Consider the following 26355-nt stretch of genomic DNA (forward strand, 5'->3'; position numbering starts at 1 on the left):
CCTTTAATGAATGCGCGAAACTGCGTGAACTCTTGGGCCGGCAATATCATTGCGCGCCACAGCTTTGCCGGGCGCGCAATATGGAAGTCGGGGTCAGATTGCCGCCGTCACAATCATCTCGACCTTGTATTTGGGATCGGCCAGCCTCGCCTCTCCGGTAGCGCGCGCAGGCGTATGTCCCTGCGGCGCCCATGCGTCCCAAACCTTGTTCATCTCGGCGAAGGTCGAAATATCGGCCAGCCAGATGATCGTCTGCAGTATTTTGGTCTTGTCGGAGCCGACCTGCGCAAGAAGCTGGTCGACCGTCGCGAGGATATCGCGCGTCTGGGTCTCGACGGTGTCACCCTCGCCAACTTGCCCGGCCAGATAAACGGTGTTGCCGTGAACGACGATATCGCTCATGCGCGGGCCAACTTCCAAACGACGGATACTCATTTGTCTTCCTTCCTGAAAATGCCGTGCCCTGCATGGGGCAAGACCTCTGTAGATAGCGTACCCAAACCCGGCAATAGCGATCTCGATCTGACATTGGGCAATGTCGCAAAAACATTGCCGGAAGGAATTCCATATCTTGTCTGCCCCCTTCGGCTTTGGCATGTAAGCGTCAACTGTCGCATCCGCGCAGCTTTTATTTCGCCCAGAGGTATCCCATGGAAATCCGTCAGATCAGCGAAGACTATTCGGTTACCGGCCAGATTGTTCTTGCCGACGTGGCGCAAATCAAGGCCGCCGGCTTCAGGAGCGTGATCTGCAACCGCCCCGACGGCGAGCAACTCGACCAGCCGGAGCAGGACGAGGTGCGCGCTGCGGTCGAAGCTGCCGGCATGACCTATCGCTACATTCCCGTTATCAGCGGCCAGATGACTGCGGACAATGTTGCGGATCAGGCGAAGGCTCTGGAAGAGCTTCCCTCACCGGTCCTCGCCTATTGCCGCTCCGGCGGGCGTTGCACCAATCTCTTCCTCGCCATTCAGCAATCGAAGGGCTGACAGGCTTGTGGCTTGACGCCTGGGTCAAACCCGAAGACCGTAACGGATGCCATCATAGATCGCGGCATGGATGTTGCGTGAGGCGACCGCATCGCCGATCCGGAACACGATGAGGCCGGAGTCCGGATTGCGCACGGGAAAAATGTCTCCGCCCTTCACCAGTCGCTCGTAGTCAATGGCGCCCCGGTTCCGCGACAGGGGCTTGAGCGTCAGATAAAGCTCGTCGAGCGGCACGGTCCCGTGCTCCACAACCACCTGATCGACACGCCGCTCGGCGCGCCAGCCTTCGGAGAAATCCGAACCAAGCATCGCAACAAGCTGGTTGCCGTCGCACCGCACCGATCTCAGCCGCGTGTTAATGGTGACGACGACGCCTTTCTCATGGAAACTTCGCATATAGGGCGCATGGTTCATGCCTCCCATTTCCGGGGCAAGGAAGCGCTCGGGCGAAACCAGCTCCAGCTTCGAGCCGGCATTGGCGATCAACTCCGCCGTTCCCATGCCCTGATGGCCGCCATTGTCATCGAACAGCAAAACGGTTTCACCCGGCTTGACGCTCCCGGCCATGATGTCCCAGCTTGAAGTGACAAGTTCATCCCCGGCTTCCAGCGGAGGATTTTGCGGCAGGCCGCCTGTCGCAATCACCACAACATCGGGCCCCAGCGCCAGAACGTCATCCTTGTCGGCCCATGTGTCGTAGCGAATTTCGACGCCCAGCCGGTCAAGTTCGGCAAGCCTCCAGTCCACGATGCCGATCAGCTCCTTGCGCCGTGGATTTTGTGTTGCGAGTCCGATCTGGCCGCCGGCGACGCCCGCAGCCTCCAGAACAATTACGGAATGACCGCGCTCGGCCGTCACCCGCGCCGCCTCAAGCCCGGCCGCACCCGCTCCGACGACGACAATCCTTTTCACGGGGTCTTCAGTCTTGCGGATAATATGCGGAATGAAAGCCTCACGTCCGGTCGCGGCATTGTGGACGCACAGCGCCTCGCCGCCTTCATAGATGCGGTCGAGACAGTAGGTCGCCCCAACGCACGGTCGGATTTCATGCTCGCGACCCGCCATAATCTTGCTGACGATGTGCGGATCGGCGATATGGGCGCGCGTCATGCCCACCATGTCGAGCTTGCCTTCAGCGATGGCGTGGCGCGCCGTGGCGACATCGGCGATGCGTGCGGCATGGAAGGTCGGGAACTTGGTCGCCGCCCTCACCTCGCCTGCGAAATCCAGATGTGGAGACGAGCGCATGCCGGTGATGGGGATCACCCTTGTGAGCGCCGCATCCGTCTCGATGGAGCCGCGGATGATGTTGAGGAAATCGATCCTGCCGGACCCGGCAAGCCTGCGGGCGATCTCCACGCCTTCCTCCCGCGAAAGGCCCGAGGCAAAATCCTCGTCGGCCACCAGCCTTATACCGACGATGAACTGGTTTCCGACCGCCTTGCGGATCGCATCAAGCACCATGAAGGTGAAGCGCAGGCGGTTTTCAAGCGGCCCGCCATGCTCATCGTCACGGTGATTGGTGGCGGGTGACCAGAATCCGTCCATGAGGTGGCCATAGGCCTCCAGCTCGATCCCATCGAGCCCTGCTGCGTGGCAGCGCTGTGCGGCGGATGCATAGTCGGCCGCGATGCGCTCCATGTCCCAGTCTTCGATCGCCTTGGGAAAGGAACGATGCGCGGGTTCCCGCACCTGCGAGGGCGCCAGCACCGGAAGCCAATCGCCCTTGTTCCATCCGCTTGTACGGCGGCCGAGATGGGTGATCTGGATCATCACCTTGCAACCGTGCTCGTGGCAGGCGTCGGTCAGCTCAGCGAGCCATGGCACGATCGCATCGTCATAAAGGTGCAGGTTGCCGAAAGCGGGCGGGCTGTCCCTGCTGACGATGGCCGAGCCCGCCGTCATGGTCAGCGCCATCCCGCCCTTCGCCTTTTCGGCGTGATAGAGGCGGTAGCGCTCCTTAGGCATGCCGTCCTCGGAGTATGCCGGCTCATGGCTGGTCGACATGATGCGGTTCTTCAGCGTCAGATGCCTGAGCTGATATGGCTGAAGCAAAGGATCCTGGCTGGCCATCGTCTTTCCCGCTATGCGATGCTGGCTGGGTTTGGCGTCCGTGCGTCGGAACGTGCTCCTATTCGGCGTTCCCGGCAAAGCATTCGAGTTCGCTCAGCTTCCAGCCATTTGTTTTTGAAGAGATATCCGCAACTTTCCACTCGCCGTCGACCGTCGTCAGCGACCAGAGCATCTCGCGGCTGGCGTCCCCATCACCGGGAAAAAGACTGAATATGGCCGTCACCTCCGCCTGGTCCCCATGCACCGCTTCGGCGAGTTTCAGCGTGCGGGCAAGTTCGCTATCGTCGAAGTCCTGAGCGTCGAGCGCCGGATCGGAATCGATGCAGGGAATGCCATCCGCGCTGGCGAGCGCCGCGTCATTCTGGTCGAAAAGCTTTTTGACCGGTCCTACAAAGCGGTCCCGGTAGTCCGGGTCGCCGACAAATCGCCCTTGCGTGTAAAAGAATTTCACGGCGTCCGAGGCCGGGCCCGCCATGACGGTTGCCGGGGCGAGAACGGCTAGGGCAAGGACAAGCGGAGACAGTCTCATCACGATCCTCCTGAGATGAACCTGCCCGTCAATACCACGCATCCTCCATCGCGTCCTTGCGGCGGGCCATGAAATCGAGAAGCGCCTCATCGGTCGCCTGATCGAGCGGCGGAGCTTCATATTCGGCCAGCGTCTTCTTCCAGCGCCTGTTCGCACGTGTTGCTGCGTCCGCCGAACCCGCCGCCTCCCATTTCTCGAACGCTTCATTGTCAGCGATTTCGGAATCCCAGAACGCGGTCTCGTAATTGGCCAGCGTATGCGCGGAACCGAAGAAGTGATTGCCGGGACCGACTTCGCGGAAGGCGTCGAGCGCAAGCTGATTGTCATCCACCTTCACGCCGTCGAGATAGGTGTGGAGCGCGCCGCAAAAATCGGCGTCCATGACGAATTTCTCGTAGGACATGGAAAGCAGCCCATCGAGGAAGCCCGCCGAATGCAGGATGAAGTTGGCCCCGCATTGCACCGCCGCCAGCATCGACATGGTGCCTTCGTTCATGGCGTGCGCATCCGGCAGCTTGGAAGTGGTGAAATTGCCCGAGCAGCGCAGCGGCAGGTTGAGACGCCGGGCGAGCTGGCCCACGACCAGGGAGCCGACGGCCGGCTCGGGCGTGCCGAAAGTCGGGGAACCCGAACGCAGCGACATGGATGAAAGGAAGTTACCGAAGATGACGGGCGCGCCCGGCCGCTCGAGCTGCGTGAGCGCGCAGCCCGCCATGGTCTCCGCCAGAGATTGCGCAATCGCCCCTGCATTCGTCACCGGCCCCATGGCCCCACCGAGAATGAAGGGCACGACGACAGCCGCCTGATTGGCGCGGGCGTAGGCGCGTAACGCCAGCGTCATGGTGCCATCCCACACCAGCGGCGAGTTGACGTTGACATTGCCTAGGATGACGCAATTCTCATCCGCGAAGTCACGGCCGAAGACGATCCGCGCCATTTCGATGGAATCCTCGGCCCGGCTCTCGGCCGTCACCGATCCCATGAAGGCGCGGTCGGAATATCTGATATGGCTGTAGACCATGTCGAGGTGGCGTTTGTTGACCGGCACATCCACCGGCTCGCATATCGTGCCGCCCGAATGATGCAGCCAGGGCGATGACTGGGCGAGCTTGATGAAATTGCGGAAATCCTCGATCGTTCCGTAGCGCCGTCCCTTGTCCAGATCCATGACGAAGGGCGAACCGTAAGCTGGCGAGAACACCACATTCTTGCCGCCGATCTGAACCGAACGCGCCGGATTTCGCGCATGCTGGGTAAACTCGGCCGGCGCGGTCCTGAGCACCTCGCGCAACATGCCGGGCTCGAACCTGACCAGAACGCCATCGACTTTGGCTCCGGCCCTCCGCCACAGATCGAGGGCGACGGGATCGTCCCGAAATTCGATGCCGATCTCTGCGAGAATGCGATCGGCCGTCTCCTCGATACGGACGAGATTTTCTTCCGACATAACGTCGTAGGCGGGAATGCCGCGCACGATATAGGGGCGGCCTGTTCCCTGCGATCCATGCGAGCGCTGCTCGCGCCTTGCATGCCTTCCTCCCCGTTCACGACGGGACGCCTGTCCGATCTTGGTGGCGGCGGCTTCCGCAGTATCCATATCCTCCCCTCCGGACCTGACACACGTTGAAGTAATGTCATGCTAACGCGGGCAATGGAGGCTGTAACGCCTGAAAAACATACCAATTCGCATAATTTTTGATTATGTGAAGCACTTTCCTTACCTATGCCCTGAGGCTGCATTTGGCTGGGGGCGAGTGGAGCCCATCACTTTTATTGCAAGGCAGAATCCGGCTAATGTGAACCATGCCAATCCGCCAGCTATCCGAGACAATGATCAACCAGATTGCCGCCGGCGAGGTGATCGAACGCCCCGCTTCGGTGGTGAAGGAGCTTGTGGAGAACGCGCTCGACGCCGGCGCGGCACGCATCGAGGTCGTAACCGGCGGCGGCGGGCTCAATCTCATCCGCGTGACGGACGACGGCTCGGGCATGAGCGAGCAGGAAATGCCGCTGGCCATCGGTCGTCATTGCACGTCCAAGCTCGCCGACGACATTCACGACATCCGTTCGCTGGGCTTCCGCGGCGAGGCCCTGCCCTCCATTGGATCGGTAGCCCGGCTTTCGATCCGCTCACGTGGCCGGGACAGCGACAATGGCGCCGAGATCGCTGTCGAAGGCGGACGGGTCGGTCCCGTGCGCCCGGCGCCCGCCAATCGCGGCACAACCGTGGAGGTGCGTGACCTGTTCTTCGCCACGCCGGCGCGGCTGAAATTCATGAAGACAGAGCGCGCCGAAAGCACAGCGACCACCGACATCGTCCGGCGTATAGCGATAGCTTTTCCAACCGTGCGCTTCACGCTGGCGGGCGCCGATCGCTCCACTCTTGATCTGCCGGCGGCCAGCGATACGCCTGAAGGCCGGCTGGAGCGTATCGCGCAGGTCATGGGGCGGGAGTTCGCCGACAATGCGATTCCCATCGACGCCATGCGCGAAGGCGTGCGGCTGGAAGGATATGTTTCGATCCCGTCCTACACCCGCGCCAATGCGCTCCAGCAATATGCCTATGTGAACGGCCGGCCCATTCGCGACAAGCTGTTCGCCGGCGCGATAAGGGGCGCCTATGCCGACGTGCTCCCACGGGATCGTCATGCCGTGACCGTGCTTTTCCTGACGCTCGACCCCGCCACGGTGGACGTCAATGTGCATCCGGCGAAAGCCGATGTGCGTTTCCGCGACCCGGGATTGGTGCGCGGCCTCATCGTCGGCGCGATCCGTCAGGCGCTGGCGGATGCGGGCATCCGTGCAGCAACCACCGGCGCAGCCGGCATGATGGCGGCCTTCCGGCCTGCCTCCGAACACCGAAACGGTTCAGCCCCCTATTTCCCGGGAGGGCAGGCGTCGTCCCGGGCCATGGCGGGTTTCGATATGCACGGCTCCGTCCACAGACCTCTCGATATGAGGCCGTCGGACAGGGTGGGCGGCTTCACCGAAAGCGGGCAAACCTCCTTTACCTCGACAGAAGCAACGAGCGCGGATATGCGCGCCAGCCAGGCCATGGGGGATGAGGCGCTGCAAAGCCTCACGCTCGGAGCCGCGCGCGCCCAGGTTCACCAAAACTATGTCGTCGCCCAGACCGAAGATTCGCTCATCATCGTCGATCAGCATGCCGCGCATGAAAGACTTGTCTATGAGGAGCTGAAAAGGGCGCTGCATGCGCGCGCCGTTCCTTCGCAAATGCTGCTCCTGCCGGAAATCGTCGATCTGCCGCAGGACGATGCGGAGCGCCTCGCGACACACGCCGAAACACTTGCGCGCTTTGGATTGCGCCTGGAGCGGTTCGGCCCGGGCGCAGTGGCGGTGCGCGAGACGCCGTCCATGCTTGGCGAAGTCGATGTTCAGCAACTGGTGCGCGATCTTGCCGACGAGATCGCCGATCACGACACCACGGAGACGCTGACCGGACGGCTCCACCACATCGCCGCGACCATGGCCTGCCATGGTTCGGTGCGCTCTGGCCGGCGGCTCAAGCCGGAGGAAATGAACGCTCTTCTGCGGCAGATGGAAGCGACTCCGGGGTCCGGAACCTGCAATCACGGTCGCCCGACCTATATCGAACTCAAGCTGGCCGACATCGAGCGCCTTTTCGGCAGGCGCTGACCATCCGGGCCTGACCTTGACCTTGCCGCTTTTTGCAGCGATGACATGCCGATTGAACCTGGTACGCTTCCATGATGAACCGCTTTGATGGTCCCGGCAGCCGTGAGGCCCGCATCCGTTATCTCGATGGTGACTTTCAGGTCACCAGCCCCGGCTCCTTTGTCCGCTGCGCCGTGACGGGCGAGCACATCACGCTGGACGAATTGAGATACTGGAGCGTCGAACGGCAGGAACCTTACGTCAGCGCAAAGGTTTCCTTCGAGCGCGAGCTTGAAATGAACCCGCATATGCGGGAGCGCATGAAGTAGGACGACCTCAGCCCGCCAGACGCCGCAGTTTCCAGCTTTCGACCGTTTCCCTGATGATCCTGGCCGGGGCCAGTTTCTGATCGAACACGGTTTCGATCTCCAGCACGTTCAGGCGCTGCAAAAAATCCGGACTGGCCGCCCCATGGCGCAGCCGTACGGCATCCTTGGCTGTCGTGACCAGTTCCAGACCGCCGGCCTGCGCCGTCGTCAACAACTCCTCCAGCTCATCCGCGGCATAGAAATGATGGTCGGGAAATGGCCGCGACTGCGCGACCGTGGCTCCGGTTCCCGATACGCTATCGAAGAACTTGTCGGGATGACCTATGCCGGCGAATGCAAGAAAACGTCGTCCTGCAAAGCGTCCAGGATCGCGCGAACGCGACCTTGCGTCGAACACCGGTTTTCCCGCGCGCGCGGCCTGCCGCACAATCGTGTCTGCCGCGCTACCCTCACCCATGCGCAGCAGCGCATGGGTGTAGACGAGCTGGTCGACGACCCTTGCGCGCAGCGGCCCGCCGGGGATGACCCGGCCGTTGCCGAGACCGTAGCGCCCATCCACCACCATCAGCGCGTAGTCGATATGGATGCGCGCACTCTGGAAGCCGTCATCCATGATCAGGAAATCGCAACCATATCCCTCAAGCAGCAGCCGCGCGCCCGCGGCGCGGTTCGCCGACACCGCGACCGGCGCGTGTTCGGCGAGAAGCAGCGGCTCGTCGCCGACATGCTTCGCCGCGTCGTGGTGAGGATCGACAATGTGCGGGCTGGAAAAGCCTCCACCATGTCCGCGCGAGAGAATTCCGGGTGAAAAACCCATGTCGCGAGCCTGGCCGGCGAGTGCGATCGCGACGGGAGTCTTGCCGGTTCCGCCTACGGTGAAGTTACCCACGCACAGCACGGGGGCGGGAATTTTTTCCCGTGGCGCCCTGCGCAGGCGGCGGCCTGCAACGGCTGCATAGATGGCCGAAAGGGGTGAAAGGGCGAAGGCGCGCCAATCCGGCTTTTCCCACCAGAACGGCGGCGCTTCACTGGCCATGTCAGCCCTTGCTTGCCCGACGCAGGCGGGCCTGTACGATCAGAGGGTGAATGAAGGGTTCAAGCGCCTTCATCGTGGCGGCCAACGCGCCACGCATATCCTGTACGGTTGCAGACGCCGCAGCGATCATGTTGCGCCGTGCTTCCTCGTTGAGAAGCAGATAGTTCACCGCTCCAGCCAGCATGTTCCGGTCCCGCACCAGTTTCACCCCCCCGCGCTCCAGGAGGTTCTTATAGGAATCGCGAAAATTCTGTACATTCTTTCCAGACAGAACGGCTGTATCCAGCATGGCCGGTTCGAGTGGGTTCTGCCCACCTGTCCCCGTCAGCGAACGGCCGACGAAAGCAATCTCGGTCAGGCGCAGATACAGACCCATCTCGCCGATCGTATCGCCCAGCAAAATATCGGTGTCGGCGGCCACAGGCTCGCCCGAACTGCGGCGCACCAGCTTGAGGCCCATGGAACTGATCTGCTGCGCCAGTTCGTCCGCGCGTGGCGGATGCCGTGGCACCACAATCGTCAGCAGGCCGGGATGACGCTTGCGCAGGGCCGCGTGGATTTCAGCCGCCATCTGCTCCTCGCCTTCATGGGTGGAAACGGCGGCCCAGGTAGGGCGCTTGCCGATCTGGCGCGTGATCGTCTGCAAAGCCTTCTCGTCAACCGGCGGCGGCAGTGTGTCCACCTTCAGGTTGCCCGACACGGTGACGGGTCGCGCGCCCAAGGCACGGAAGCGCTCGCCATCGATCTCGGATTGCGCCACGACATGTGCGAGATTCTCGAACAACGCTTCGGCAAGGCTCGCCCGCTTCTTCCACGAAGCGAAAGAGCGGTCCGACATGCGCCCGTTGACCAATACCTGCGGCACATTGCGCGCGCCCAGTTCCAGAATGGTCATCGGCCAGATTTCGGACTCCGCGATAATGGCCAGATCCGGATTCCAGTGCTCCAGGAAACGGCTCACGGCCGGCTTCAGGTCCAGCGGCACATATTGATGGATAACGCTGTCGCCAAGCCGCTCGCGCACTACCTTGGCCGAGGTCACGGTGCCTGTGGTCAAAACGACATTGACCCCATAGCCCAGTATGGTCTGAACCAGAGGCACGACGGCGATGGTTTCGCCAACGCTGGCGGCGTGCACCCAGATCAGGGGTCCTTCGGGACGCTCATGGCCGGCAAAGCCGTAGCGCTCTCGCGTGCGCCCCTTATCTTCCTTGCCCTTGGAAGCGCGCCAGGCGACATAGGGTCCCATCAGCGGATAGGCTGCCGCGCCGGCATAGCGGTAGAGCGTCAGCAGGGTCCGGGCGGCCCGCTCGCTCATGACCTCGCATCCACGAGGCCGTATGCCCTGGCCGTCGCCGCGTTCAGAGAGGCGGTCACCTCCTGCCGCTTGAGCTCCATCTCGGCGTCATCGGCATCCTTGGGCACGAAAACGGGGGCGCCCACGACAATCGAGGATCGGCCGAAAGGCAGGTTGATGGTCGTCTTGTCCCAGCTCCTTTCCAGCACCTTGCGGCGGCTGGTGGCTATGGCGGCCGGCAAGATCGGGCGGCCTGAAAGGCGCGCAAGCAGAACGATGCCAAGTCCGGCGTCACGCGGCGTGCCATGCGGAATATCTGCGATCATGGCTACGTTCTTGCCTGCGACCAGAGACTTTTTGAGGGCGATCAGCGCCTTGGCTCCGCCCTTGTCGAGATGGCGGGCATTTTCACGGCCACCGGATCCGCGCACCGCCTCGATGCCGAATTTCTCCACGACCAGCGCGTTGAGTTCCGCATCGGCGCTGCGCGACACCATGGCGACGAGCGGCCGGCCCTTGGGGTAAAAGACCGGCGCCATAAGATGCTGGCCATGCCACAGAGCGATAATGCCAGGCTCAAGATGCCCATATTCGCCGCCGGCGATGGCCGTGGATTCCTTCGTCAAGGGATTGGTGAGCCGGATGAAGCGCAAAGCCTGCGCCAGCAGCGTGGCGATTGCGGATTTTGCAAAACGCGACTGCGCCAGGGGCTGGCGAATGCGACGCCACAGCCGTTTGGACGCCTTCTGGCGTTTGTCACCGGAGGCGTTTTGTGCAGCCTGGACCGGTGCGGTTTCCTGCTTCATGCTCAAGCGTCGGCCTTGTTCTGCGGATCGAGCAGCCGGTGCAGATGCACGACGAAATAGCGCATATGGGCGTTGTCAACACTTGCCTGCGCCTTGGCCTTCCAGGCCGTGTGGGCGGCCTGATAATTCGGGTAGATGCCCACCATATCGAGCGCATTGAGGTCACGGAACTCATTGCTGCCAAGCTCCTTGAGTTCACCGCCGAACACCAGATGCAGGAGCTGCTTGTCGTCACCGCTGCTCATATTCGTCCTCTAGCTGAAAATCACCGTGCTTGGTCTAATCCAAACCGGCGGATTTTGAAACATGCGCCAGCGCTAAACCGGCATTTGGGCCCGTGCGTTTTCAGGACCGGCAATAACCGGGAAAAGCTTTTGCAGAAGCTCGCCGCTACCAGCCACCAGTTCTCCATGGCGGATAAGTTCCGTAGCGAAGCGCGGCGCATCTCCCCCGGAGTTGAGCAGGACGCCACCGGCTTCCTCAAGCACCAGCGCTGCTGCGGCAAGATCCCAATCATGCGAATCCGATTTGACGAAACTGGCGTCGATGCGCCCGTCCGCTATCATCGCCAGCCGGTAGGCCAGCGACGGTACATAGTCCACGCGCTTGCTCTGCGCGAGCAGGCCGGGTTCAAGTTGGTCGATCAGGGTTTTCGGCCCGGCTATCGACGGTTGTGGTCCGATCGCCGCGACATTCAGCCGGTTTCCATCCAAAAACGCGCCGCCGCCACGGGTCGCCCAGAAAATTTCGCCCTTGGCGGGGCAATCGAGAACGCCGGCCAGCGACCTGCCCTGCTCCACCACCGCCACGCTGACGCACCATGTCGGGTTGCCGGCGATGAAGGCACGCGTTCCATCGATCGGATCGACGACAAAGGTCCGCCGGGCTTTCAGCCTCCCGAGATCGTCGGCGGTCTCTTCCGACAGCCAGCCATAGTCGGGCCGGGCCTGCAGCAGCGTATCGCGCAAGAACCTGTCGGCAGCGTAGTCGGCCTCGCTGACCGGCGAGGACCCCTCCTTGATCCACACCTGCGGGTCCTTGCCGAAATAGCCCATCGCTATGCGACCGGCCTCCCGTGCGGCGGCCCGCAGAAGGGCAAGGTCTTCTGCAGGCGAAGGCAGTTTTCGGACATCAGCTTCCGGCAAGAGTCATTCCTTCAATGAGCAGTGTCGGCGCCGCAGTCCCGAAGTTGCGATCCAGATCGCTGGCGGGGATCATGTTCTGGAACATGTCCTTCAGGTTGGAGGCGATGGTCACCTCGGCCACCGGATAGGCCAGCTCGCCATTCTCGATCCAGAACCCGGAAGCGCCCCGGCTATACTCGCCGGTGACCATATTGACGCCCTGCCCAAACACTTCGGTGACATAGAAACCTGATTTCAATCCGCTTATCAGTTCCTGCGGCGTCGCGGTTCCCGCCTCGATGGAAAAATTCGTGGAGGACGGCGAGACCGAGGAACCATGGCGCGAACCACGGCCATTGGTTGCAAGTCCAAGCTCCAGCGCCGCCGAAGTCGAAAGCAGCCAATGGTTCAGCACGCCCTGATCGACCATCACCAGTTTTTCGCCGGCCACGCCCTCTCCATCGAAAGGACGCGAGGCCTGCCCGCGCCGGCGCAACGGATCGTCGGTCACGGTGATTGAGACATTGGCGATCTTGCGGCCCATCATATCGCGCAGGAAGCTGGTCTTGCGAGCGACGGCCGCGCCATTGATCGCGCCTGCCAGATGTCCAGCGACTCCACGCGCCACGCGCGGATCGTAGATAACGTTGACCGGTCCTGTTGCGGCCTTGCGCGCGCCCAGCCGCTTCACCGTTCTTTCGCCAGCCTTGCGGCCGATCTCCTCGGGCGAATCCAGATCGGAAAAATGCTGGCGTGAGGAATATTCGTAATCGCGCTCCATGCCGGTGCCTTCACCGGCGATCACGCTGGCGGAACGGGAAAAGCGGGTTACGGCATAGTGGCCGACAAAACCACCGGAAGTGGCGAGCACGAGCCCGCCCATCCCGGAACTTGCGCCACTGCCACCCGAGTTGGTGACGCCCTTCACGGCAAGGGCGGCGGACTCCGCCGCCAACGCATCCTCTTTCAGCCTTTCGGCCTGCACCTCGGTCGCGTCAAAAAGATCGAGATCGACCGGTTGGCGCACAAGAAGGGTCTTGTCTGCGAGTCCCTGATATGGGTCTTCCGGCGACACCTTCGCCATGGCGACCGCACGTTCCGCCAAAGTGGCGGGATCGGACGCTGCAGTTGCGGAAACACTGGCGACCCGCTTACCGACGAAAACACGCAGCGAAACGTCCTCGCTTTCCGAAGATTCGGTGCCTTCAACCTTGCCAAGCCGTACGCTCACCCCGGAGGAACGGCTGAGTATCGCCACGGCGTCAGCGGCGTCCGCGCCGGCCTTGCTCGCCGCCTCGACCAGCGCCGAAACGCGATCGGTAAGCTTTGCGGCATTGATCTTGTCAGTCATGTCGAATTCCCGTGAGGGCGCAGGAAGTGCAAACCCTGTGCCTCCATCTATTGTCGGCGTTCCGCTTTCGCAATGGCGAAAGGCCGTTCAGCGGCGTCAAGCTGCAATCAGTGCCGTTGCGGCTCGTATCTGGCGTTCAATGCTTCATCGATCTTGCGCTTGACCTCATCCTTGACGGCGGAGGTTTCCTCCAACACCGCGTCGATCTTGAGGAAATCGAGCACCCGGAATTTCGAGACCGGCGGCCTCACCAGAACATCCGGGCGCGCTTGAGTAAGTTTGTTGTCGATGATCGATTGCATCAGCAACTGGGTCGCACCGAACATCAGGTCCACCGAGGACGGATTGCGGGAGCCGTTCGCGACCGGCCCGCCAATCACGTCGACAGCAACCACGATGTCGGCTTCATGGCCTATCAGGTCGAACGGAACCGGATTGTAGATGCCGCCGTCGATCAGCATCTTGCCGTCCCGCACCACCGGCCGGAACACAGCCGGAATTGCGGCGGATGCGGCAATCGCGGAGTAAAGGTCGCCCTCCTCCAGAACCATCTGCCTGTGGCCGTAATAGTCGGTGGCCGTCACCTTGAGGGGTATCTGCAACGCCTCGAATGTATCGGGAATGGTTTCGGGCAGAAACGCCTTGATGACGCGTTCGACATTGAACTGGCTTACGTGAAGGCCCCCCTTCATCAGATCAGCCAGGCTTTCCGGGCGCGCCTGCCAGATGCGGCTTGCAACCTCGGAGCGGCGCGCCAGTATCGAGTGTGAGTAGTGGCGAATGTCGCGACCGCTCATTCCCGACGCCATGGCCGCCCCGATGATTGCGCCTATGGACGAGCCCGCAATGGCCGCTGGTCTGATGCCGAGTTCATCGAAAGCCTCAACGACATGGATGTGGGCGAGCCCGCGTGCTCCTCCACCTCCGAAAGCTATTCCGAAGGTTGGGCTCATTGCGCGCCTGCCTTTTTCATGTCGGGCCCTACGAGCAGAATAGCAGGCTCGGCGCTAAGCAGGCGCTTGGCCACCCTCGTCACATCATCGACAGTCACCGCTTCCAGCAACCCCGGGCGGCGCGATATGTAGTCCCTGCCAAGATCGGCAAGCTGCAGTTCCACCAGCGTGCTGGCCACCGCGCCCGACGAATTGAGATTGTTGATGGCATAGGCCCCGATCATATATTTTCGCGCCGCTTCAAGCTCGGCCGCGCTCGGACCTTCATTCGCCATCCGCCTGACGACGTCGCGTATGACCTGAATCGTTTCGGAAGCCCGGTCGGAGCGGGTTGCAGTGCTTATTCCGAGCGACGCGGAATAGCGGCGATTGGAAAGGATCGAACCGACCGAGTAAGCCAGACCGCGCTTTTCCCTGACTTCCTCGAAAAGACGTGAGGTGAAGGTGCCGCCGCCCAGTATCTCGTTCATCAGCATGGCCGCATAGAAATCCGGATCGGTGCGCTCGATACCGGGAAACGCCATCTGGATCGAGGTTTGCGGAAGATCGTAAGACACGGCGACTTCCTGTCCAAGCTTCAGATCGGCACGCGGGACAGGCTGCAAGTCCTGCTGTTCCGGCAGGTCGCCGAACAGGCGGTCGAGATCATCTTTCAATGTTTCCGCATCGATCGCCCCCACCACAGCGACATGCAGGCCGCTGCGGGCGAACTGGGATTTCTGGAAGGACAGCAAATCATCGGCTGTGATCCCGGCCAGACTTTGCTTCGTGCCTTCGTCGGGCCGCGCGTAGGGATGTTCGCCATAGATCGCGCGCATCCATTGCTTTCTCGCCTGCGCGTTAGGATCGCGCTCGGCGGCGTCTATGCCGGTGAGTATCTGGTTGCGAATGCGATCCACGGGCTGCTGGTCGAAACGCGGATCCAATATTGCAAGGCGAAGCAGGTCGAATGCCGCCTGCCTGTCCTCGGCCAGAATCCGCATTCCGCCATAAATCGCGTCGCGCGAGCTGGAGAAGCGCATTTCGGCGCCGGCATCATCCAGCTTTTCCTGAAAGGCGTCGCTATCCAGATCGCCCGCACCCTCGTCGAAAAGGCCGCTCATCAGGTTTGCAAGGCCCTCCTTGCCAACCGGATCCTGCGAGCTGCCACCTTCAAAGGCGAACCGCAACGTGACAATGGGAACCGTATAATCCTCGACAAGCCAGGCGGTTATGCCCTTTTCCGAATGCACTTCCTGAATGTTCACGTCGGAGCGCGCTGGCGACGCCATAACCAGCAGAAAAACCAACAGCGTGACGAACTGGATAGCGACACGTTGCAGCGGGGCGGAATACTTCTGCATGGTTTCAGTTCCCGCCTTTTGCCTGCGGAAGAAGATAGCCGATAGTCGACCGTGACGGCAGCAGATAGCGGACCGCGGCCGCCTTCACCTGTTCCGGCGTGACCTTGCCGATACGATCCGGCCATTCCTGAATATCCCGGACGGATCCGCCCGTCGCCAGCGTGCTGCCGAAGATGTTGGCCATTGCCGATTGCCGGTCCCGAGCGAAAATCGTGGCGCGGACAAACCGCTTCTTGGCTTTCTCAAGCTCGTCAGCCGAAACGCCGTCCTCGGCGATCCGGGCGATCTCGGCAGCGACCGCCTTCTCTACCTGCTCAAGAGAAGCTTGCCCGACGGGAGCGCCATAGACCGTGAAGCTCGTATCGTCGAGCATCGTGCCGTTATAGGAGGCGCCGGTGCTGACGGCGATCTGCTTCCTGACCACCAGTTCCTGATAGAGCCGGCTGCGCATTCCGCCGCCCAGTATCTCGGCAAGAAGGTCGAGCGATTCAGCCTCGCCCGGCCCGGCCGTGTGGTAGGACGGAACGACCCATTGCATCGAAAAGCTTGGCACGCTCACCCGCTCGTCGGTCAGCGAGACGGTGCGTTTCGTGTTCTGCTCGGGCTCGACCGGGCGCTGACGCGGCGGTAGGTGCGGCCCGCGCGCGATCTTGCCGTAAGTCCGTTCGGCCATGGCTTTCACGGCCTCTTCCTCGACATCTCCGGCGACCACCAGAACAGCGTTGTTCGGTGTATAGTAACGGTCATAGAAGGCTTGTGCGTCGGCGCGGTTCAGTTGTTCCATCTCCTGCACCCAGCCGATCACCGGGATGCGGTAGGGCTGATTTTGCCAGAGCGTGGCGCTGACTTCCTCGTCCAGAAGCGCGCTCGGATCGTTATCGATCCGCGAACGGCGTTCTTCCAGAACCACATCGCGCTCGGTGGCGATCACATCGTCGCTAAGCACCAGATTGCGCATCCGGTCTGCCTCGAACGCCATCATCTGTTCCAGCGCATCGGCCGGCACCGTCTCGAAATAGGCAGTGTAGTCGTAGGAGGTGAAGGCGTTGTTGTTGCCGCCGATCCCGGCCACAGCGCGGTCGAACTCGCCGGCCGCGTGGTTGCTGGTGCCCTTGAACATCAGGTGCTCGAAGAAATGGGCTATTCCCGACTTTCCCGGCGGCTCGTCGGCGCTGCCCACCTTGTACCACACCATATGCGTAGCGATCGGCGCCCTGTGGTCCGGGATGACAACCACCTCCATGCCGTTATCGAGCGTGAAGCTGGAGATTTTCGTCTCCTTGGCCGACTCGGTGTCTGCTGTCGCCGGAAGAACGCCGAGGCCCAGCGACGCCCCCAAAAACATCGCGCATAGCCGGTTTCTGGTTGGTGTCATTGCAGGCTCCGGTTGATCATGATCCGAATCGCGAGGATTGCGGGTGATGTGGAGGCCGAACGCGGCGGAAGTCAGGCGGCGGCGATGAAGCGGATCACCGTGTCACCGTATCCGCGCTCATCAAGGATGGAGAAGTCCGCGCCGGGCTCGAATGGAACAGACGCGGCTTCCTCAACGATGCACAGAGCCCCCGGCTCCAGCCAGCCCCCTGCGCGGATGCTTTTCAACGCGCGCTCGCCCAACCCCTTGCCATAGGGCGGATCGGCAAAGATCAACCCAAATGGGGACAGGGTGCCGATATCGCCAATTTCCGTTGCATCGCGGCGAAATATCTTGGTGCGTCCGGTAAGGCCGAAGGCCTCGACATTGGTGCGGATAAGCCCCCGCCCCTCCGCCGATTCCTCGATGAAGACGGCATGCGAAGCTCCGCGCGACAAGGCTTCCAGCCCAAGCGCTCCCGTGCCGGCGAAAAGGTCCAGCACGCGCGCGCCTTCCAGTTTGTCGGCGAAGCGGTGGGCAAGCATGTTGAACACGGCCTCGCGCGCGCGGTCCGTGGTCGGCCTGATGGAATCGGAGCGCGGAGTCGCCAGAGGCCGGCCGCGGAGCGCACCACCCACGATTCGCATGCTACGACCTCTTAGGTCCCTTGCCCGCGCCGCCTCGGGGGCCACCACGCCCGACCGGCTTGCGCGGCGGTCTGGCATCGCGTTTTTCCGTAGTGGCTTCGCCCTCACGAACCGGACGCGCGCCCGGCGCCATCCAGACATTGGCCTTGCGCTGACCCGGAGGATCGAGCGGTGGCCGCTCCTTGCGACGCAACCCCTCCCTGCCGCCTTCGTCCTTGCGTGCCGGCTTCCCGCCGAAGCCCGGCTTCGGGCGTGTGGAAAGCTTGCCGAGCGCTTCCTCGCGGCCGCTCTCGCGCATCTTTCGGCGCTTGATAAGACCGCCTTCGCCTATATCGAGCCGCGACGGTCTCTTCGCAGGCCGTGCTTCCGCTGCATCGTCACCTGCGCGATGTTGTTGCCTTACCGGCTTGTTGGAGAAGGGTTTTGAAATATCCGCATCGAAATTGGCTCCCGATTCCTCGATCAGCCTTTCGCCAAGCTGCTCGCGCAGCATGCGTCCCTTGATTTCGAGCACATGGCCCTCCGGCAACTCGTTGAGCTGGAACGGGCCATAGGAGATGCGGATGAGGCGGTTCACGTCCAGGCCGAGCGCGCCCAGAATATTGCGCACTTCACGGTTCTTGCCTTCGCGCAAGCCGATATTGATCCACGCATTGGAGCCTTGCACGCGTTCGAGCGCAGCCTCCGCTCCCCCATAGAAAACGCCGTCAACCGCAATGCCGTTCTTGAGGTCGGCCAGCGCCTTTTCGTCCACCTTGCCATGGACGCGCACCCGGTAGCGCCGAAGCCAGCCGGTCGCCGGCAGTTCAAGAACGCGCGCCAGCCCGCCATCGTTTGTGAGCAGAAGCAGGCCTTCCGTGTTGATGTCCAGACGCCCGACTGTCATCAGCCGCGGCAGCTCGGCGGGCAGCACGTCGAAAACGGTCTGACGTCCTTCCGGGTCCCGGTTGGTGGTGACGACGCCTGCCGGCTTATGGAACAGGAACAGCCTCGTGCGCTCGATGGGTGGTATCTCGACACCATCGAGAAGGATCACGTCGTTCGGCTGCACATTGAAGGCAGGAGATTCAAGAACCACGCCATTGACGCGAATGCGTCCGGCGGCGATCAACTCCTCGGCATCCCGACGCGAGGCGATGCCGACACGCGCCAGACGCTTGGCGATGCGCTCACCGCTTTCCTGTTCCGCATCCACCGGACGCGGCTTGAACGGTCCGGCAGCTTTACGCTCGCCGCCGAAGTCGCGCTTCGGACGATCGGCGCGCTCTTCCTTGCGCGGGCCAAACCCACGCTCTCCACGCGGCGTGAAGGGTCGATCGCCCCCTTCCCGCTTTACGAAAGGCTTGCCGCCAGGGCGCGGCCCCTTACCGGGACCGCCCGCATTGCGTGGCGATTCTCCATCCTCGCGCGGACGCCTTTCCTGCCGGAAATCGCGTTGCGGCCTGTCACCCCTTTCGACATGGCGCGCCTCGCCTTCTCTTGGCCGGAAGGGGCGGTCCTCACCCTCGCGTTTGCGGAACGGCTTGCCTTCTGGCCGGGGACCTTTGCGGAAAGGTCGCTCGGCTCCGGCTTCGGCTTTCTCAGGTCGGTCGGAGCGCTTGAAGTCACGTTTCGGCCGCTCATCCCGATCGAAATCGCGCTTTGGGCGTTCTCCGCCTTCGAATTTCCTCGGTTCATCACTGCGCTTGGGCGCATCGAACTTGCGTTTCGGGCGAGAATCCCCGCCCGGCCGCTTGGCAAAGCCCTTGCCGGCCGGTTTACCAGCGCCTGGTCCTCGGCCGCCCCCGGGTTTCGCACCAGGCTTTCGTTTTGATTTGTCGTCTTCGGTCATGTGGTTTTTGCTCGTTTGGCGGGCTAGATAGCAGGTGAACCCCCGGCATGCGAGGGGATAATAGGAGAACTGCTTGCATGAAGCGCACTGACTTCATGAGCCTGGCGCTTCAGCAGGCGCAAGAAGCGGCAAGGCGCGGTGAAGTGCCTGTCGGAGCGGTGCTCGTTTGCGACGGCGCCGTCATTGCGGCCGCCGGAAACCGCACGCGCGAACTGGCGGATCCCACCGCCCATGCGGAGATGCTCGCAATCCGTGAGGCGGCTGCAAAACTTACGGCCGAACGCCTGTGCGGTTGCGATCTTTATGTGACGCTTGAGCCGTGCACCATGTGCGCGGCGGCCATCTCCTTTGCGCGCCTGCGCAGGGTTTATTTCGGCGCAACTGACGAGAAAGGCGGAGCCATCGTTTCGGGCGTGCGATTTTTCTCGCAGCCGACGTGCCACCATGTGCCAGATGTCTATTCTGGCCTGGGGGAAACCGATGCGTCCGCCTTATTGAAAGGATTCTTCAGGACGCGGCGCTAAGCACCCAAAATCCCGAAGGAAATATCTACCACGGCAGCCAGTCGAACATACCGCCCTTCTTGGAGGCGGCGCGCTTCAGGCGACGTTCCTTGACGTATTCGTCCTCGCCCAGCTCATCCTGAGGGGCGGTGTTTGCCGCCACACGGTAATCCAGCGGCGGCTCGCTGAGATAGCGGCGCGTGGTCGGGTTGCCCTGACGAGACTGCGCCAGGCGCTTCTGTACTTCCGAGCTTTGGCCCTTGGCCACACGAGCGTTCTCGGTGGGATCGAATTTATCCGAAGCGACAGGCACGGATGCGGTCCGTGCCGGAAGATCATTGGTGATCTCCGGCTCATAGAAGCGGTTGTCCTGATTGGCGGTCGCACTTTCCCTGATACGCGCCCGCCGCTGCTCTGGCGATTCCGGCCATTGGCCACTGGCCGTCTGGACCACGCTGTCCTGTGGCGCGGGCAGGTTTCCCTTCTGACCAGGAGCCGGCTTCACGAGTTCAGGGCGCGGCTTGTAATCGATCCGTTCGCGCTTCGGCGGCGCAAAGGTCAGTGCGCTGCTGAGATCGGTGGCAAGCTGCTCCGTGGCTGTCCTGTCGGTTCCATAGGTTGGAGACGACACGCAGCCGGCGAGCATTGCGCCGGAAGCCGCGAGCGAAGCCAGCATGGCCAAACGGCCGCATCGGGTGTCATTCATGCCGAAGAAACTCACTTGGAACGGCCCCCTGCTTGTATGCCGGCCGGGCACGGGCAAACTCTACCCTGCCCTTGTAACGGAAAATCCGGCGACAATTTGTCGGCGGAAGCCAAGGTCTTTACCTCAAGCCCGGCTGAAGGGCAACGCGCACAGGGAGCGCGGCGCCCAAACCGTCTCAAAGACGGTCGAGATTCTGCAACTCATGCAGCGCTGCCGCATCACGTGCGGAAACATCCGGGAATGCGGAATCGCTGCCGACATCGGCGGTATAGCGCCAGGACCGCGCGCATTTGCGCAGGCCCCGATCCACCGCTTTTTCGATGACAACCGCGACGCCGGGCACTTCGCGCAGGGTGAACGCCCCGTCCGGGGCGGCATCCGGAGAGACGACAAGATCACTGGTGATGCTGATTTCGGCGAAGTCGACATCGGCGATCGCCTCCCTCAGCGTCTCATCCGTGACATGAACGACCGGCACCGCCTCCAGCGACGAACCGATCGTCTTGTTGGCCCGCTCCAGTTCGAGCGCGCCGGTGACGACACTGCGAACCTGCCGCACCTTGCGCCACTTGGCGGCCAGTTCGTCATTGCGCCAGCCAGCCGGAATTTCCGGGAACTGCGCAAGATGCACGGAGCGCGCCTGCGGATAGCGTTCGCCCCACGCTTCTTCCGTTGTGAACGGCAGCATGGGCGCAAGCCACGTCACCAGACAATCGAACAGGTGGCGCACCACCTGCACTGAGGCCTTGCGCTTCAGGCTCGACGGCGCGTCGCAATACAGCGAATCCTTGCGGATATCGAAGTAGAACGCCGACAATTCGACAACCATGAAGTCGATGAGCGCGCGAGTGATTCGCTTGAATTCGAAGCCGTCATAACCGGAGCGCATGACCGCATCGAGTTCGGCAAGCCGGTGCAGCATCAGCCGCTCAAGCTCCGGCATGTCGGCCAGCGGCACATCCTCACCCTCGTCATGGGCGAGCGTGCCCAGCATCCAGCGGATCGTGTTGCGCAGCTTGCGATAGGCGTCGATATTGGTTTGCAGCACATTCTTGCCAAGCCGTTGGTCTTCCCAGTAGTCGGTTGTCATGACCCACAGGCGCAGGATATCGGCGCCCGACTTTGCCATCACCTCCTGCGGAACGACCACATTGCCCAGCGACTTCGACATTTTGCGGCCGTCTTCGTCCATGGTGAAACCATGGGTGACGACGGTGTCGTAAGGCGCCCTGCCCCGCGTGCCGCAGCTTTCAAGCAGTGAGGAATGGAACCAGCCGCGATGCTGGTCAGACCCTTCCAGATAAACGTCCGCCGGCCATTTCAGATCGGGACGATCCTCCAGCGTGAAGGTGTGGGAGGAGCCCGAATCGAACCAGACATCGAGAATGTCGGTCACCATCCGCCAGGGCTCGCCTGCCCGCGAACCAAGGAACCGCTCACGCGCGCCTTCGGCAAACCACGCATCCGCGCCTTCCTTTTCGAAGGCTTCCAGAATGCGGGCGTTGACGGCCTCGTCCTTGAGGACATCGCCATCCTCGTCGGCGAACACGCAGATCGGCACGCCCCAGGCGCGCTGCCGCGAAAGCACCCAGTCGGGTCGATCCTCGATCATGGCGCGCAGCCGGGTCTGTCCCGCCGCAGGAACGAAGCGGGTGGCGTCGATTGCGTTCAGCGCGCGGGAGCGCAGCGTGGTGGCGTCGCCAAGATCCTTGTCCATGTAGACGAACCATTGCGGCGTGTTGCGGAAGATCACCGGCTTCTTGGACCGCCACGAATGGGGATAGGAGTGCTTGAGCCGTCCGCGCGCAAACAGCTTGTCGGCCGCGATCAGAGCTTCGATCACGGCTTTGTTGGCGTCGCCCTTCTTGCCGTTGTCGTCGATGACACGCGCCGCGCCACCTTCGCGGTCCGGCCCGAAGCCCGGCGCGTCCTTGGTGAAGAAGCCCGCATCGTCAACGGTGAAGGGGATGGCGGTGTCGATGCCGCCCGCAGCGAGATCGCGCGCCGCGTCCATCCATGCATCGAAGTCTTCGCGGCCGTGCCCCGGTGCGGTGTGCACGAAACCGGTGCCGGCATCGTCGGTGACATGATCGCCGGCCAGCGCCGGAACCGTGAACCCATAACCGCCACCCAAACCGGCGAGCGGGTGGGCCAATGTGATGGCCGCCAGTTCGTCGGCACTCACGCCCTGCAGGCGCTTGAATTGCAGCTTGGCTTTGGCGAAGGACTCTTCGGCAAGCGCGTCGGCGAAGATCAGCTTCTCCCCCGGCTGCGGCCCGAAATCGTTTTCCGCCCCCGTAACCTCATAGAGACCATAGGCCACACGCGGCGAGTAAGCGACCGCGCGATTGCCGGGGATGGTCCACGGCGTGGTCGTCCAGATGACGACGGAGGCTCCGGCCAGGTCCGGTGCCCCCCCGAGCACCGGGAACTTCACCCAGATCGTGTCGCTCTCATAATCCTGATACTCGACCTCGGCCTCGGCCAGCGCGGTGCGCTCCACCACCGACCACATCACCGGCTTCGAGCCGCGATAGAGCTGGCCCGACATGGCGAACTTCAGCAATTCGCCGGCGATGCGCGCCTCGGCGTGGAAATTCATCGTCGTGTAGGGCTTCTTGAAGTCGCCGATGACGCCGAGACGCAGGAACTCGGCCGTCTGCACCTCGATCCAGTGCTGGGCGAATTCCCGGCATTCCTGCCGAAATTCGTTGATTGGCACCTCGTCCTTGTTCTTGCCGGCGGCGCGATATTTCTCCTCGATCTTCCATTCGATCGGCAGACCGTGGCAGTCCCAGCCCGGAACATAGTTGGAATCGTAGCCGCGCATCTGGAACGAGCGGGTGATGACGTCCTTGAGGATCTTGTTCAGCGCGTGACCGATATGGATGGTGCCGTTGGCATAGGGCGGGCCGTCATGCAGCACATATTTAGGCCGGCCGGCGGCGTCCTCGCGCAGCATCTTATAGAGGTCCATTTCCTGCCAGCGAGCCACGATCTGCGGCTCCTTTTCCGGCAGACCGCCGCGCATGGGGAAATTTGTCTGCGGCAGATAGAGTGTTTTGGAATAATCGATCGTTTCGACGGTATCGGTCATCGGTTCGCCATAGTGCTTGCCCGGCCACGATGGGCGTTGGGCCTGGAGTTCACATAATCTGGAAAATGCGCGAGAGACGCGCGCCAAAATTCCCGGCGGCTCCGGCAGGCGAGTTCCACCTCAGCCCGCCCGGAGCACCGGGCTGGTAATTCGTATCGCGAACGCGACCTGGCGCGGTTGGCGTATCATGGCCGCGCTTCTAACTCATGAGCGGTCAAGAATAAAGCCGCTACATGGTGAAGTCGAAACGATACGTCGCCGAAACACCAACCGTGAACTGATCCCGGGTTCCGCGCTCGCGCACGATACTGGAATCCGCTGCTGGTCCCATCAGGCGCGAATATTCGCCGAACAGGCTGGTGGTGACAGGATCGGATACCTTCCAGGTGATCGCGCCGCCGACCCCGACCGAACGGACGCCGCCCCCCGGATCGTATTCGCTGATACCCGACCTGCTGTGCTCATCCGCGCTTACGCCATAGTAGGAATCGAAATATTTCGACGATGCAAAGGATGCGCGCGGCCCGCCGGAAACACGAACCTCGGGCGTCACGTCATGAAAGGCGTCCACCGCAATATCAGCGACCACGCCCTTGTGAGCGCGAACGCCCTGTCGCACTTCTGCCCTCATGCGCATCCAATCGAGCGGATAGAATTCGAAGAATCCGCCAATCTCACCACCCCATTTGACCGGATCGAGCCCGCGCAGGGCGTCCTCGTCATTATCGCGCTTCCAGAGGAACTTCCCGGCGACGCCTACCCGCAAATCGCCCTGATCGACCAGCGCCAGCGAGATATTGTCGTTGCGCGAGGAGAAGCGAACCGGATTTCCGGCCTTGCCCAGCGAAATGATGGGCGTGGCGCTGAGCAGATATTTCTTGCCGCCTTCGAAGTCGGGAGCAATGAGACCGGTCGCCCCAACCGTCAGATACCAGTCGCCGGAGAGCCATCCGCGAACGCCCTCACCTGCGTTTGCCGGCGCGGCTGCGCCGAAAGCGATCAACGCCGCCAGAGCGGATGTGGTTTTCAACGCACGCATGTCTCACCGTCTACACGATACAAATGGGAGTTGAGACGACTGTTGCGCGAGATTTGGTAAAATTTGCTTTAAATCCGATACTTTATAGCGAGGCGACCCGCTGGACGATGCCCGGTGGCCGCACTAACCTGCATGGGTGGACAAGTTCTCAATCAGGAGAGGCATCATGACTTTCGAGAACAGGACGCTTAACGGCGTTACCGACGAGATTCGCGGCAAATGGGGATGGTTCGTGGCGCTTGGCGTGCTGCTGCTCATCCTCGGCGGCGTCGCCTTCGGCAATCTGGTCATCGCCACGGTCGCATCGGTCTATTTCGTCGGCTGGCTGATGCTGTTTTCAGGCGTAGTCGAGATCATTCATGCCTTCGGCGTAAAGACATGGGGCCGCTTCTTCTTCTGGCTCGCCAGCGGCCTGCTTTACGCGCTGGCCGGCATCTTCGCCTTTTATAATCCCGTGCTCGCCTCCGTGGTCCTCACCTTCCTGCTGGCGGTAGCCCTGGTCGCATCGGGAGCCTTGCGTGCCTGGGTCGGCTATCAGAACTGGGAACAGAAGGGCTCCGGCTGGATCGTCACCGCCGGTGTGGTCACGATCCTCGCAGGTCTGGTCATCGCGCTCGGCTGGCCGGTCAACAGCCTGCAAATCCTTGGCCTGTTCCTGGCCATCGACCTGATCTTCCAGGGTTGGGCCTTCATCGCCTTCGGGCTGGCTCTGAAGAAATAGGCGGAGCTGTCAGAAACTGACGGCGGCGTCGAGTTCCGACAGCGGCCGCACGCCGGCCAGAACCGCTCTCGCCTCCTGCTCGTCGCGTTTCATTTGCGCGACGAGCGCTTCCAGGCCGTCGAATTTTTCTTCGCCGCGAAGATAGCTGAAGAACGAGACTTCGCAGATCTCTCCATAGAGGCTGCCCGAGAAATCGAACACGAATGTTTCGAGCAGCGGCGCGCCATTGTCATTAACTGTAGGACGACGCCCGAAGCTGGCGACACCATTATGCAGGCTTCCGTCGGCCCGGCGGAATCTCACGGCATAAATGCCTTCGCGCAGTTCGACCTCTTCCGGCAGGCACATGTTTGCGGTGGGGAAGCCCAGCGTTCGCCCCAGTTTTTGCCCATCGATGACCTCGCCACATACCGTAAAGCGATAACCGAGCAGACCGGCAGCTTCTTCCACATCGCCCAGCGCCAGCAATTCGCGAATGCGGCTCGATGAAATAATATGGGAGCCTTCGTCGCGAAACGCATCGACCAGCGTCACGCCAAACCCGTGCCGTTCGCCGGCATCCATCAGGAAAGCCGGTCCGCCCTGACGATTTTTGCCGAAATGAAAATTGAATCCGGTCACGGCGTGACAGATTCCAAGATTGTTCTGCAGAATTGACCCAACGAACTCCTCGGCCGACTTCGTCGAAAAGTCGGCAGTGAATTCCTGCTCGACCATCGCCGCAAAGCCGAGCTTGTGCAGCAGCTTTGCCTTCATTTCGGATGGCGTCAGCACGAACAGCGGCGCCTGCGGCCGAAAAAACTTCCGGGGATGCGGATGGAACGTAAGAACCAGAGCCGGTACGCCGCGTTTCTGCGCTTCCTGAAGCGCGCGTTCGAGCACGGCCTGATGCCCGCGGTGAACGCCGTCGAAATTTCCGATCGCCACGACGCCGCCCCGCAGTTGAGCGGGCAGTTGCACATTTCCGGCAATACGCGCCAGCATGTGCACG

General features: G+C 62.1%; 24 protein-coding genes. 5 read left to right on the top strand and 19 right to left on the bottom strand.

Features of this window, described 5'->3' with window-relative positions:
• Positions 1–93 precede the first annotated feature (93 nt).
• On the bottom strand, positions 94–435 hold the full coding sequence (locus ABID44_RS01220; RefSeq protein ID WP_354149855.1) for a RidA family protein: 342 nt from the start codon (positions 433–435) through the stop codon (positions 94–96).
• 215 nt (positions 436–650) lie between these two features.
• Between ABID44_RS01220 and ABID44_RS01225 the strand changes: the two genes are divergently transcribed.
• Positions 651–989, top strand: coding sequence for a protein tyrosine phosphatase family protein (locus ABID44_RS01225; protein WP_354149856.1), 339 nt, complete (start codon positions 651–653; stop codon positions 987–989).
• A gap of 24 nt (positions 990–1013) precedes the next feature.
• On the opposite strand, the gene ABID44_RS01230 is transcribed toward ABID44_RS01225, so the two are convergent.
• The 3 genes from ABID44_RS01230 to ABID44_RS01240 are packed head-to-tail and all read right to left on the bottom strand — an operon-like array spanning position 1014 to position 5188.
• Complete coding sequence (locus ABID44_RS01230; protein ID WP_354149857.1) at positions 1014–3062, bottom strand: oxidoreductase; 2049 nt, start codon at positions 3060–3062, stop codon at positions 1014–1016.
• Positions 3063–3120: 58 nt separating this feature from the next.
• Entirely contained in the window at positions 3121–3591 is a 471-nt protein-coding gene (locus tag ABID44_RS01235) for a YqhG/Tai3 family protein (RefSeq protein WP_354149858.1), read from the bottom strand.
• A 28-nt stretch (positions 3592–3619) separates the two neighbouring features.
• Positions 3620–5188 (bottom strand): trimethylamine methyltransferase family protein, encoded by a 1569-nt coding sequence (locus ABID44_RS01240; RefSeq protein WP_354149859.1) that lies wholly within the window; start codon positions 5186–5188, stop codon positions 3620–3622.
• 206 nt (positions 5189–5394) lie between these two features.
• Between ABID44_RS01240 and mutL the strand changes: the two genes are divergently transcribed.
• Positions 5395–7248, top strand: coding sequence for a DNA mismatch repair endonuclease MutL (gene mutL / locus ABID44_RS01245; protein ID WP_354149860.1), 1854 nt, complete (start codon positions 5395–5397; stop codon positions 7246–7248).
• Between the two features lie 71 nt (positions 7249–7319).
• Positions 7320–7556 carry a DUF2093 domain-containing protein gene (locus ABID44_RS01250; protein ID WP_354149861.1) on the top strand — a complete coding sequence of 79 codons (237 nt, stop codon included), beginning with the start codon at positions 7320–7322 and terminating at the stop codon, positions 7554–7556.
• 7 nt (positions 7557–7563) lie between these two features.
• Here ABID44_RS01250 and lpxK read toward each other — a convergent pair whose 3' ends face one another.
• The 11 genes from lpxK to ABID44_RS01305 all read right to left on the bottom strand — a co-directional run bounded on the left by lpxK (position 7564) and on the right by ABID44_RS01305 (position 19298).
• Positions 7564–8592: a tetraacyldisaccharide 4'-kinase gene (lpxK, locus tag ABID44_RS01255; RefSeq protein ID WP_354149862.1), complete on the bottom strand. Its 1029-nt coding sequence runs from the start codon at positions 8590–8592 to the stop codon at positions 7564–7566.
• A 1-nt stretch (position 8593) separates the two neighbouring features.
• Positions 8594–9910: a lipid IV(A) 3-deoxy-D-manno-octulosonic acid transferase gene (waaA, locus tag ABID44_RS01260; RefSeq protein WP_354149863.1), complete on the bottom strand. Its 1317-nt coding sequence runs from the start codon at positions 9908–9910 to the stop codon at positions 8594–8596.
• A complete protein-coding gene (locus tag ABID44_RS01265) occupies positions 9907–10695 on the bottom strand; it encodes a lysophospholipid acyltransferase family protein (RefSeq protein ID WP_354149864.1) in 789 nt (262 codons plus the stop codon). Before ABID44_RS01265 ends, waaA begins: the two co-directional genes overlap by 4 nt.
• A 2-nt stretch (positions 10696–10697) precedes the next feature.
• Positions 10698–10940 (bottom strand): DUF4170 domain-containing protein, encoded by a 243-nt coding sequence (locus ABID44_RS01270; RefSeq protein WP_354149865.1) that lies wholly within the window; start codon positions 10938–10940, stop codon positions 10698–10700.
• Positions 10941–11012: 72 nt separating this feature from the next.
• Positions 11013–11840 carry a 3'(2'),5'-bisphosphate nucleotidase CysQ gene (locus ABID44_RS01275; RefSeq protein ID WP_354149866.1) on the bottom strand — a complete coding sequence of 276 codons (828 nt, stop codon included), beginning with the start codon at positions 11838–11840 and terminating at the stop codon, positions 11013–11015.
• On the bottom strand, positions 11827–13170 hold the full coding sequence (locus tag ABID44_RS01280; protein ID WP_354149867.1) for a TldD/PmbA family protein: 1344 nt from the start codon (positions 13168–13170) through the stop codon (positions 11827–11829). Before ABID44_RS01280 ends, ABID44_RS01275 begins: the two co-directional genes overlap by 14 nt.
• Before the next feature lie 107 nt (positions 13171–13277).
• On the bottom strand, positions 13278–14123 hold the full coding sequence (locus ABID44_RS01285) for a patatin-like phospholipase family protein (protein ID WP_354149868.1): 846 nt from the start codon (positions 14121–14123) through the stop codon (positions 13278–13280).
• A complete protein-coding gene (locus ABID44_RS01290; RefSeq protein ID WP_354149869.1) occupies positions 14120–15466 on the bottom strand; it encodes a M16 family metallopeptidase in 1347 nt (448 codons plus the stop codon). The genes ABID44_RS01285 and ABID44_RS01290 overlap by 4 nt, the downstream gene beginning before the upstream one ends.
• 4 nt (positions 15467–15470) lie before the next feature.
• On the bottom strand, positions 15471–16841 hold the full coding sequence (locus tag ABID44_RS01295; protein WP_378226713.1) for a M16 family metallopeptidase: 1371 nt from the start codon (positions 16839–16841) through the stop codon (positions 15471–15473).
• 71 nt (positions 16842–16912) lie between these two features.
• Positions 16913–17467, bottom strand: coding sequence for a 16S rRNA (guanine(966)-N(2))-methyltransferase RsmD (gene rsmD, locus ABID44_RS01300; protein WP_354149870.1), 555 nt, complete (start codon positions 17465–17467; stop codon positions 16913–16915).
• A 1-nt stretch (position 17468) separates the two neighbouring features.
• Entirely contained in the window at positions 17469–19298 is a 1830-nt protein-coding gene (locus ABID44_RS01305) for a pseudouridine synthase (RefSeq protein WP_354149871.1), read from the bottom strand.
• A gap of 77 nt (positions 19299–19375) precedes the next feature.
• On the opposite strand from ABID44_RS01305, the gene ABID44_RS01310 reads away from it, so the two are divergent.
• Positions 19376–19822 (top strand): nucleoside deaminase, encoded by a 447-nt coding sequence (locus tag ABID44_RS01310; RefSeq protein WP_354149872.1) that lies wholly within the window; start codon positions 19376–19378, stop codon positions 19820–19822.
• A 25-nt stretch (positions 19823–19847) separates the two neighbouring features.
• Here the strand turns inward: ABID44_RS01310 and ABID44_RS01315 are convergent, their stop codons facing one another.
• The 3 genes from ABID44_RS01315 to ABID44_RS01325 form a co-directional block, all read right to left on the bottom strand.
• Positions 19848–20507, bottom strand: a complete 660-nt coding sequence (locus ABID44_RS01315) for a hypothetical protein (protein WP_354150183.1) — start codon at positions 20505–20507, stop codon at positions 19848–19850.
• A gap of 175 nt (positions 20508–20682) precedes the next feature.
• On the bottom strand, positions 20683–23604 hold the full coding sequence (gene ileS / locus ABID44_RS01320; protein WP_354149873.1) for an isoleucine--tRNA ligase: 2922 nt from the start codon (positions 23602–23604) through the stop codon (positions 20683–20685).
• 229 nt (positions 23605–23833) lie between these two features.
• Positions 23834–24643 (bottom strand): MipA/OmpV family protein, encoded by an 810-nt coding sequence (locus ABID44_RS01325; RefSeq protein WP_354149874.1) that lies wholly within the window; start codon positions 24641–24643, stop codon positions 23834–23836.
• A 166-nt stretch (positions 24644–24809) separates the two neighbouring features.
• Here ABID44_RS01325 and ABID44_RS01330 point away from each other — a divergent pair, with 166 nt between their 5' ends.
• Positions 24810–25364: an HdeD family acid-resistance protein gene (locus ABID44_RS01330; protein ID WP_354149875.1), complete on the top strand. Its 555-nt coding sequence runs from the start codon at positions 24810–24812 to the stop codon at positions 25362–25364.
• Between the two features lie 9 nt (positions 25365–25373).
• Here the strand turns inward: ABID44_RS01330 and ABID44_RS01335 are convergent, their stop codons facing one another.
• On the bottom strand, positions 25374–26348 hold the full coding sequence (locus tag ABID44_RS01335; RefSeq protein ID WP_354149876.1) for a bifunctional riboflavin kinase/FAD synthetase: 975 nt from the start codon (positions 26346–26348) through the stop codon (positions 25374–25376).
• Positions 26349–26355: the final 7 nt, after the last annotated feature.

Source organism: Aquamicrobium ahrensii, from assembly GCF_040545755.1.
Lineage (GTDB): Bacteria > Pseudomonadota > Alphaproteobacteria > Rhizobiales > Rhizobiaceae > Mesorhizobium > Mesorhizobium ahrensii.

Bases quoted from the DNA above. Each gene is read 5' to 3' on its own strand.
- ABID44_RS01330 (WP_354149875.1), top strand. From the start codon at position 24,810: ATGACTTTCGAGAACAGGACGCTTAACGGCGTTACCGACGAGATTCGC.
- ileS (WP_354149873.1), bottom strand. From the start codon at position 23,604: ATGACCGATACCGTCGAAACGATCGATTATTCCAAAACACTCTATCTG.
- ABID44_RS01230 (WP_354149857.1), bottom strand. From the start codon at position 3,062: ATGGCCAGCCAGGATCCTTTGCTTCAGCCATATCAGCTCAGGCATCTG.
- ABID44_RS01285 (WP_354149868.1), bottom strand. From the start codon at position 14,123: ATGAGCCCAACCTTCGGAATAGCTTTCGGAGGTGGAGGAGCACGCGGG.
- ABID44_RS01305 (WP_354149871.1), bottom strand. From the start codon at position 19,298: ATGACCGAAGACGACAAATCAAAACGAAAGCCTGGTGCGAAACCCGGG.
- ABID44_RS01225 (WP_354149856.1), top strand. From the start codon at position 651: ATGGAAATCCGTCAGATCAGCGAAGACTATTCGGTTACCGGCCAGATT.
- ABID44_RS01265 (WP_354149864.1), bottom strand. From the start codon at position 10,695: ATGAAGCAGGAAACCGCACCGGTCCAGGCTGCACAAAACGCCTCCGGT.
- ABID44_RS01335 (WP_354149876.1), bottom strand. From the start codon at position 26,348: ATGCTGGCGCGTATTGCCGGAAATGTGCAACTGCCCGCTCAACTGCGG.
- ABID44_RS01290 (WP_354149869.1), bottom strand. From the start codon at position 15,466: ATGCAGAAGTATTCCGCCCCGCTGCAACGTGTCGCTATCCAGTTCGTC.
- mutL (WP_354149860.1), top strand. From the start codon at position 5,395: ATGCCAATCCGCCAGCTATCCGAGACAATGATCAACCAGATTGCCGCC.
- ABID44_RS01325 (WP_354149874.1), bottom strand. From the start codon at position 24,643: ATGCGTGCGTTGAAAACCACATCCGCTCTGGCGGCGTTGATCGCTTTC.
- ABID44_RS01240 (WP_354149859.1), bottom strand. From the start codon at position 5,188: ATGGATACTGCGGAAGCCGCCGCCACCAAGATCGGACAGGCGTCCCGT.
- ABID44_RS01250 (WP_354149861.1), top strand. From the start codon at position 7,320: ATGATGAACCGCTTTGATGGTCCCGGCAGCCGTGAGGCCCGCATCCGT.
- ABID44_RS01220 (WP_354149855.1), bottom strand. From the start codon at position 435: ATGAGTATCCGTCGTTTGGAAGTTGGCCCGCGCATGAGCGATATCGTC.
- lpxK (WP_354149862.1), bottom strand. From the start codon at position 8,592: ATGGCCAGTGAAGCGCCGCCGTTCTGGTGGGAAAAGCCGGATTGGCGC.
- ABID44_RS01280 (WP_354149867.1), bottom strand. From the start codon at position 13,170: ATGACTGACAAGATCAATGCCGCAAAGCTTACCGATCGCGTTTCGGCG.
- ABID44_RS01270 (WP_354149865.1), bottom strand. From the start codon at position 10,940: ATGAGCAGCGGTGACGACAAGCAGCTCCTGCATCTGGTGTTCGGCGGT.
- ABID44_RS01310 (WP_354149872.1), top strand. From the start codon at position 19,376: ATGAAGCGCACTGACTTCATGAGCCTGGCGCTTCAGCAGGCGCAAGAA.
- ABID44_RS01315 (WP_354150183.1), bottom strand. From the start codon at position 20,507: ATGAATGACACCCGATGCGGCCGTTTGGCCATGCTGGCTTCGCTCGCG.
- ABID44_RS01235 (WP_354149858.1), bottom strand. From the start codon at position 3,591: ATGAGACTGTCTCCGCTTGTCCTTGCCCTAGCCGTTCTCGCCCCGGCA.
- ABID44_RS01295 (WP_378226713.1), bottom strand. From the start codon at position 16,841: ATGACACCAACCAGAAACCGGCTATGCGCGATGTTTTTGGGGGCGTCG.
- waaA (WP_354149863.1), bottom strand. From the start codon at position 9,910: ATGAGCGAGCGGGCCGCCCGGACCCTGCTGACGCTCTACCGCTATGCC.
- rsmD (WP_354149870.1), bottom strand. From the start codon at position 17,467: ATGCGAATCGTGGGTGGTGCGCTCCGCGGCCGGCCTCTGGCGACTCCG.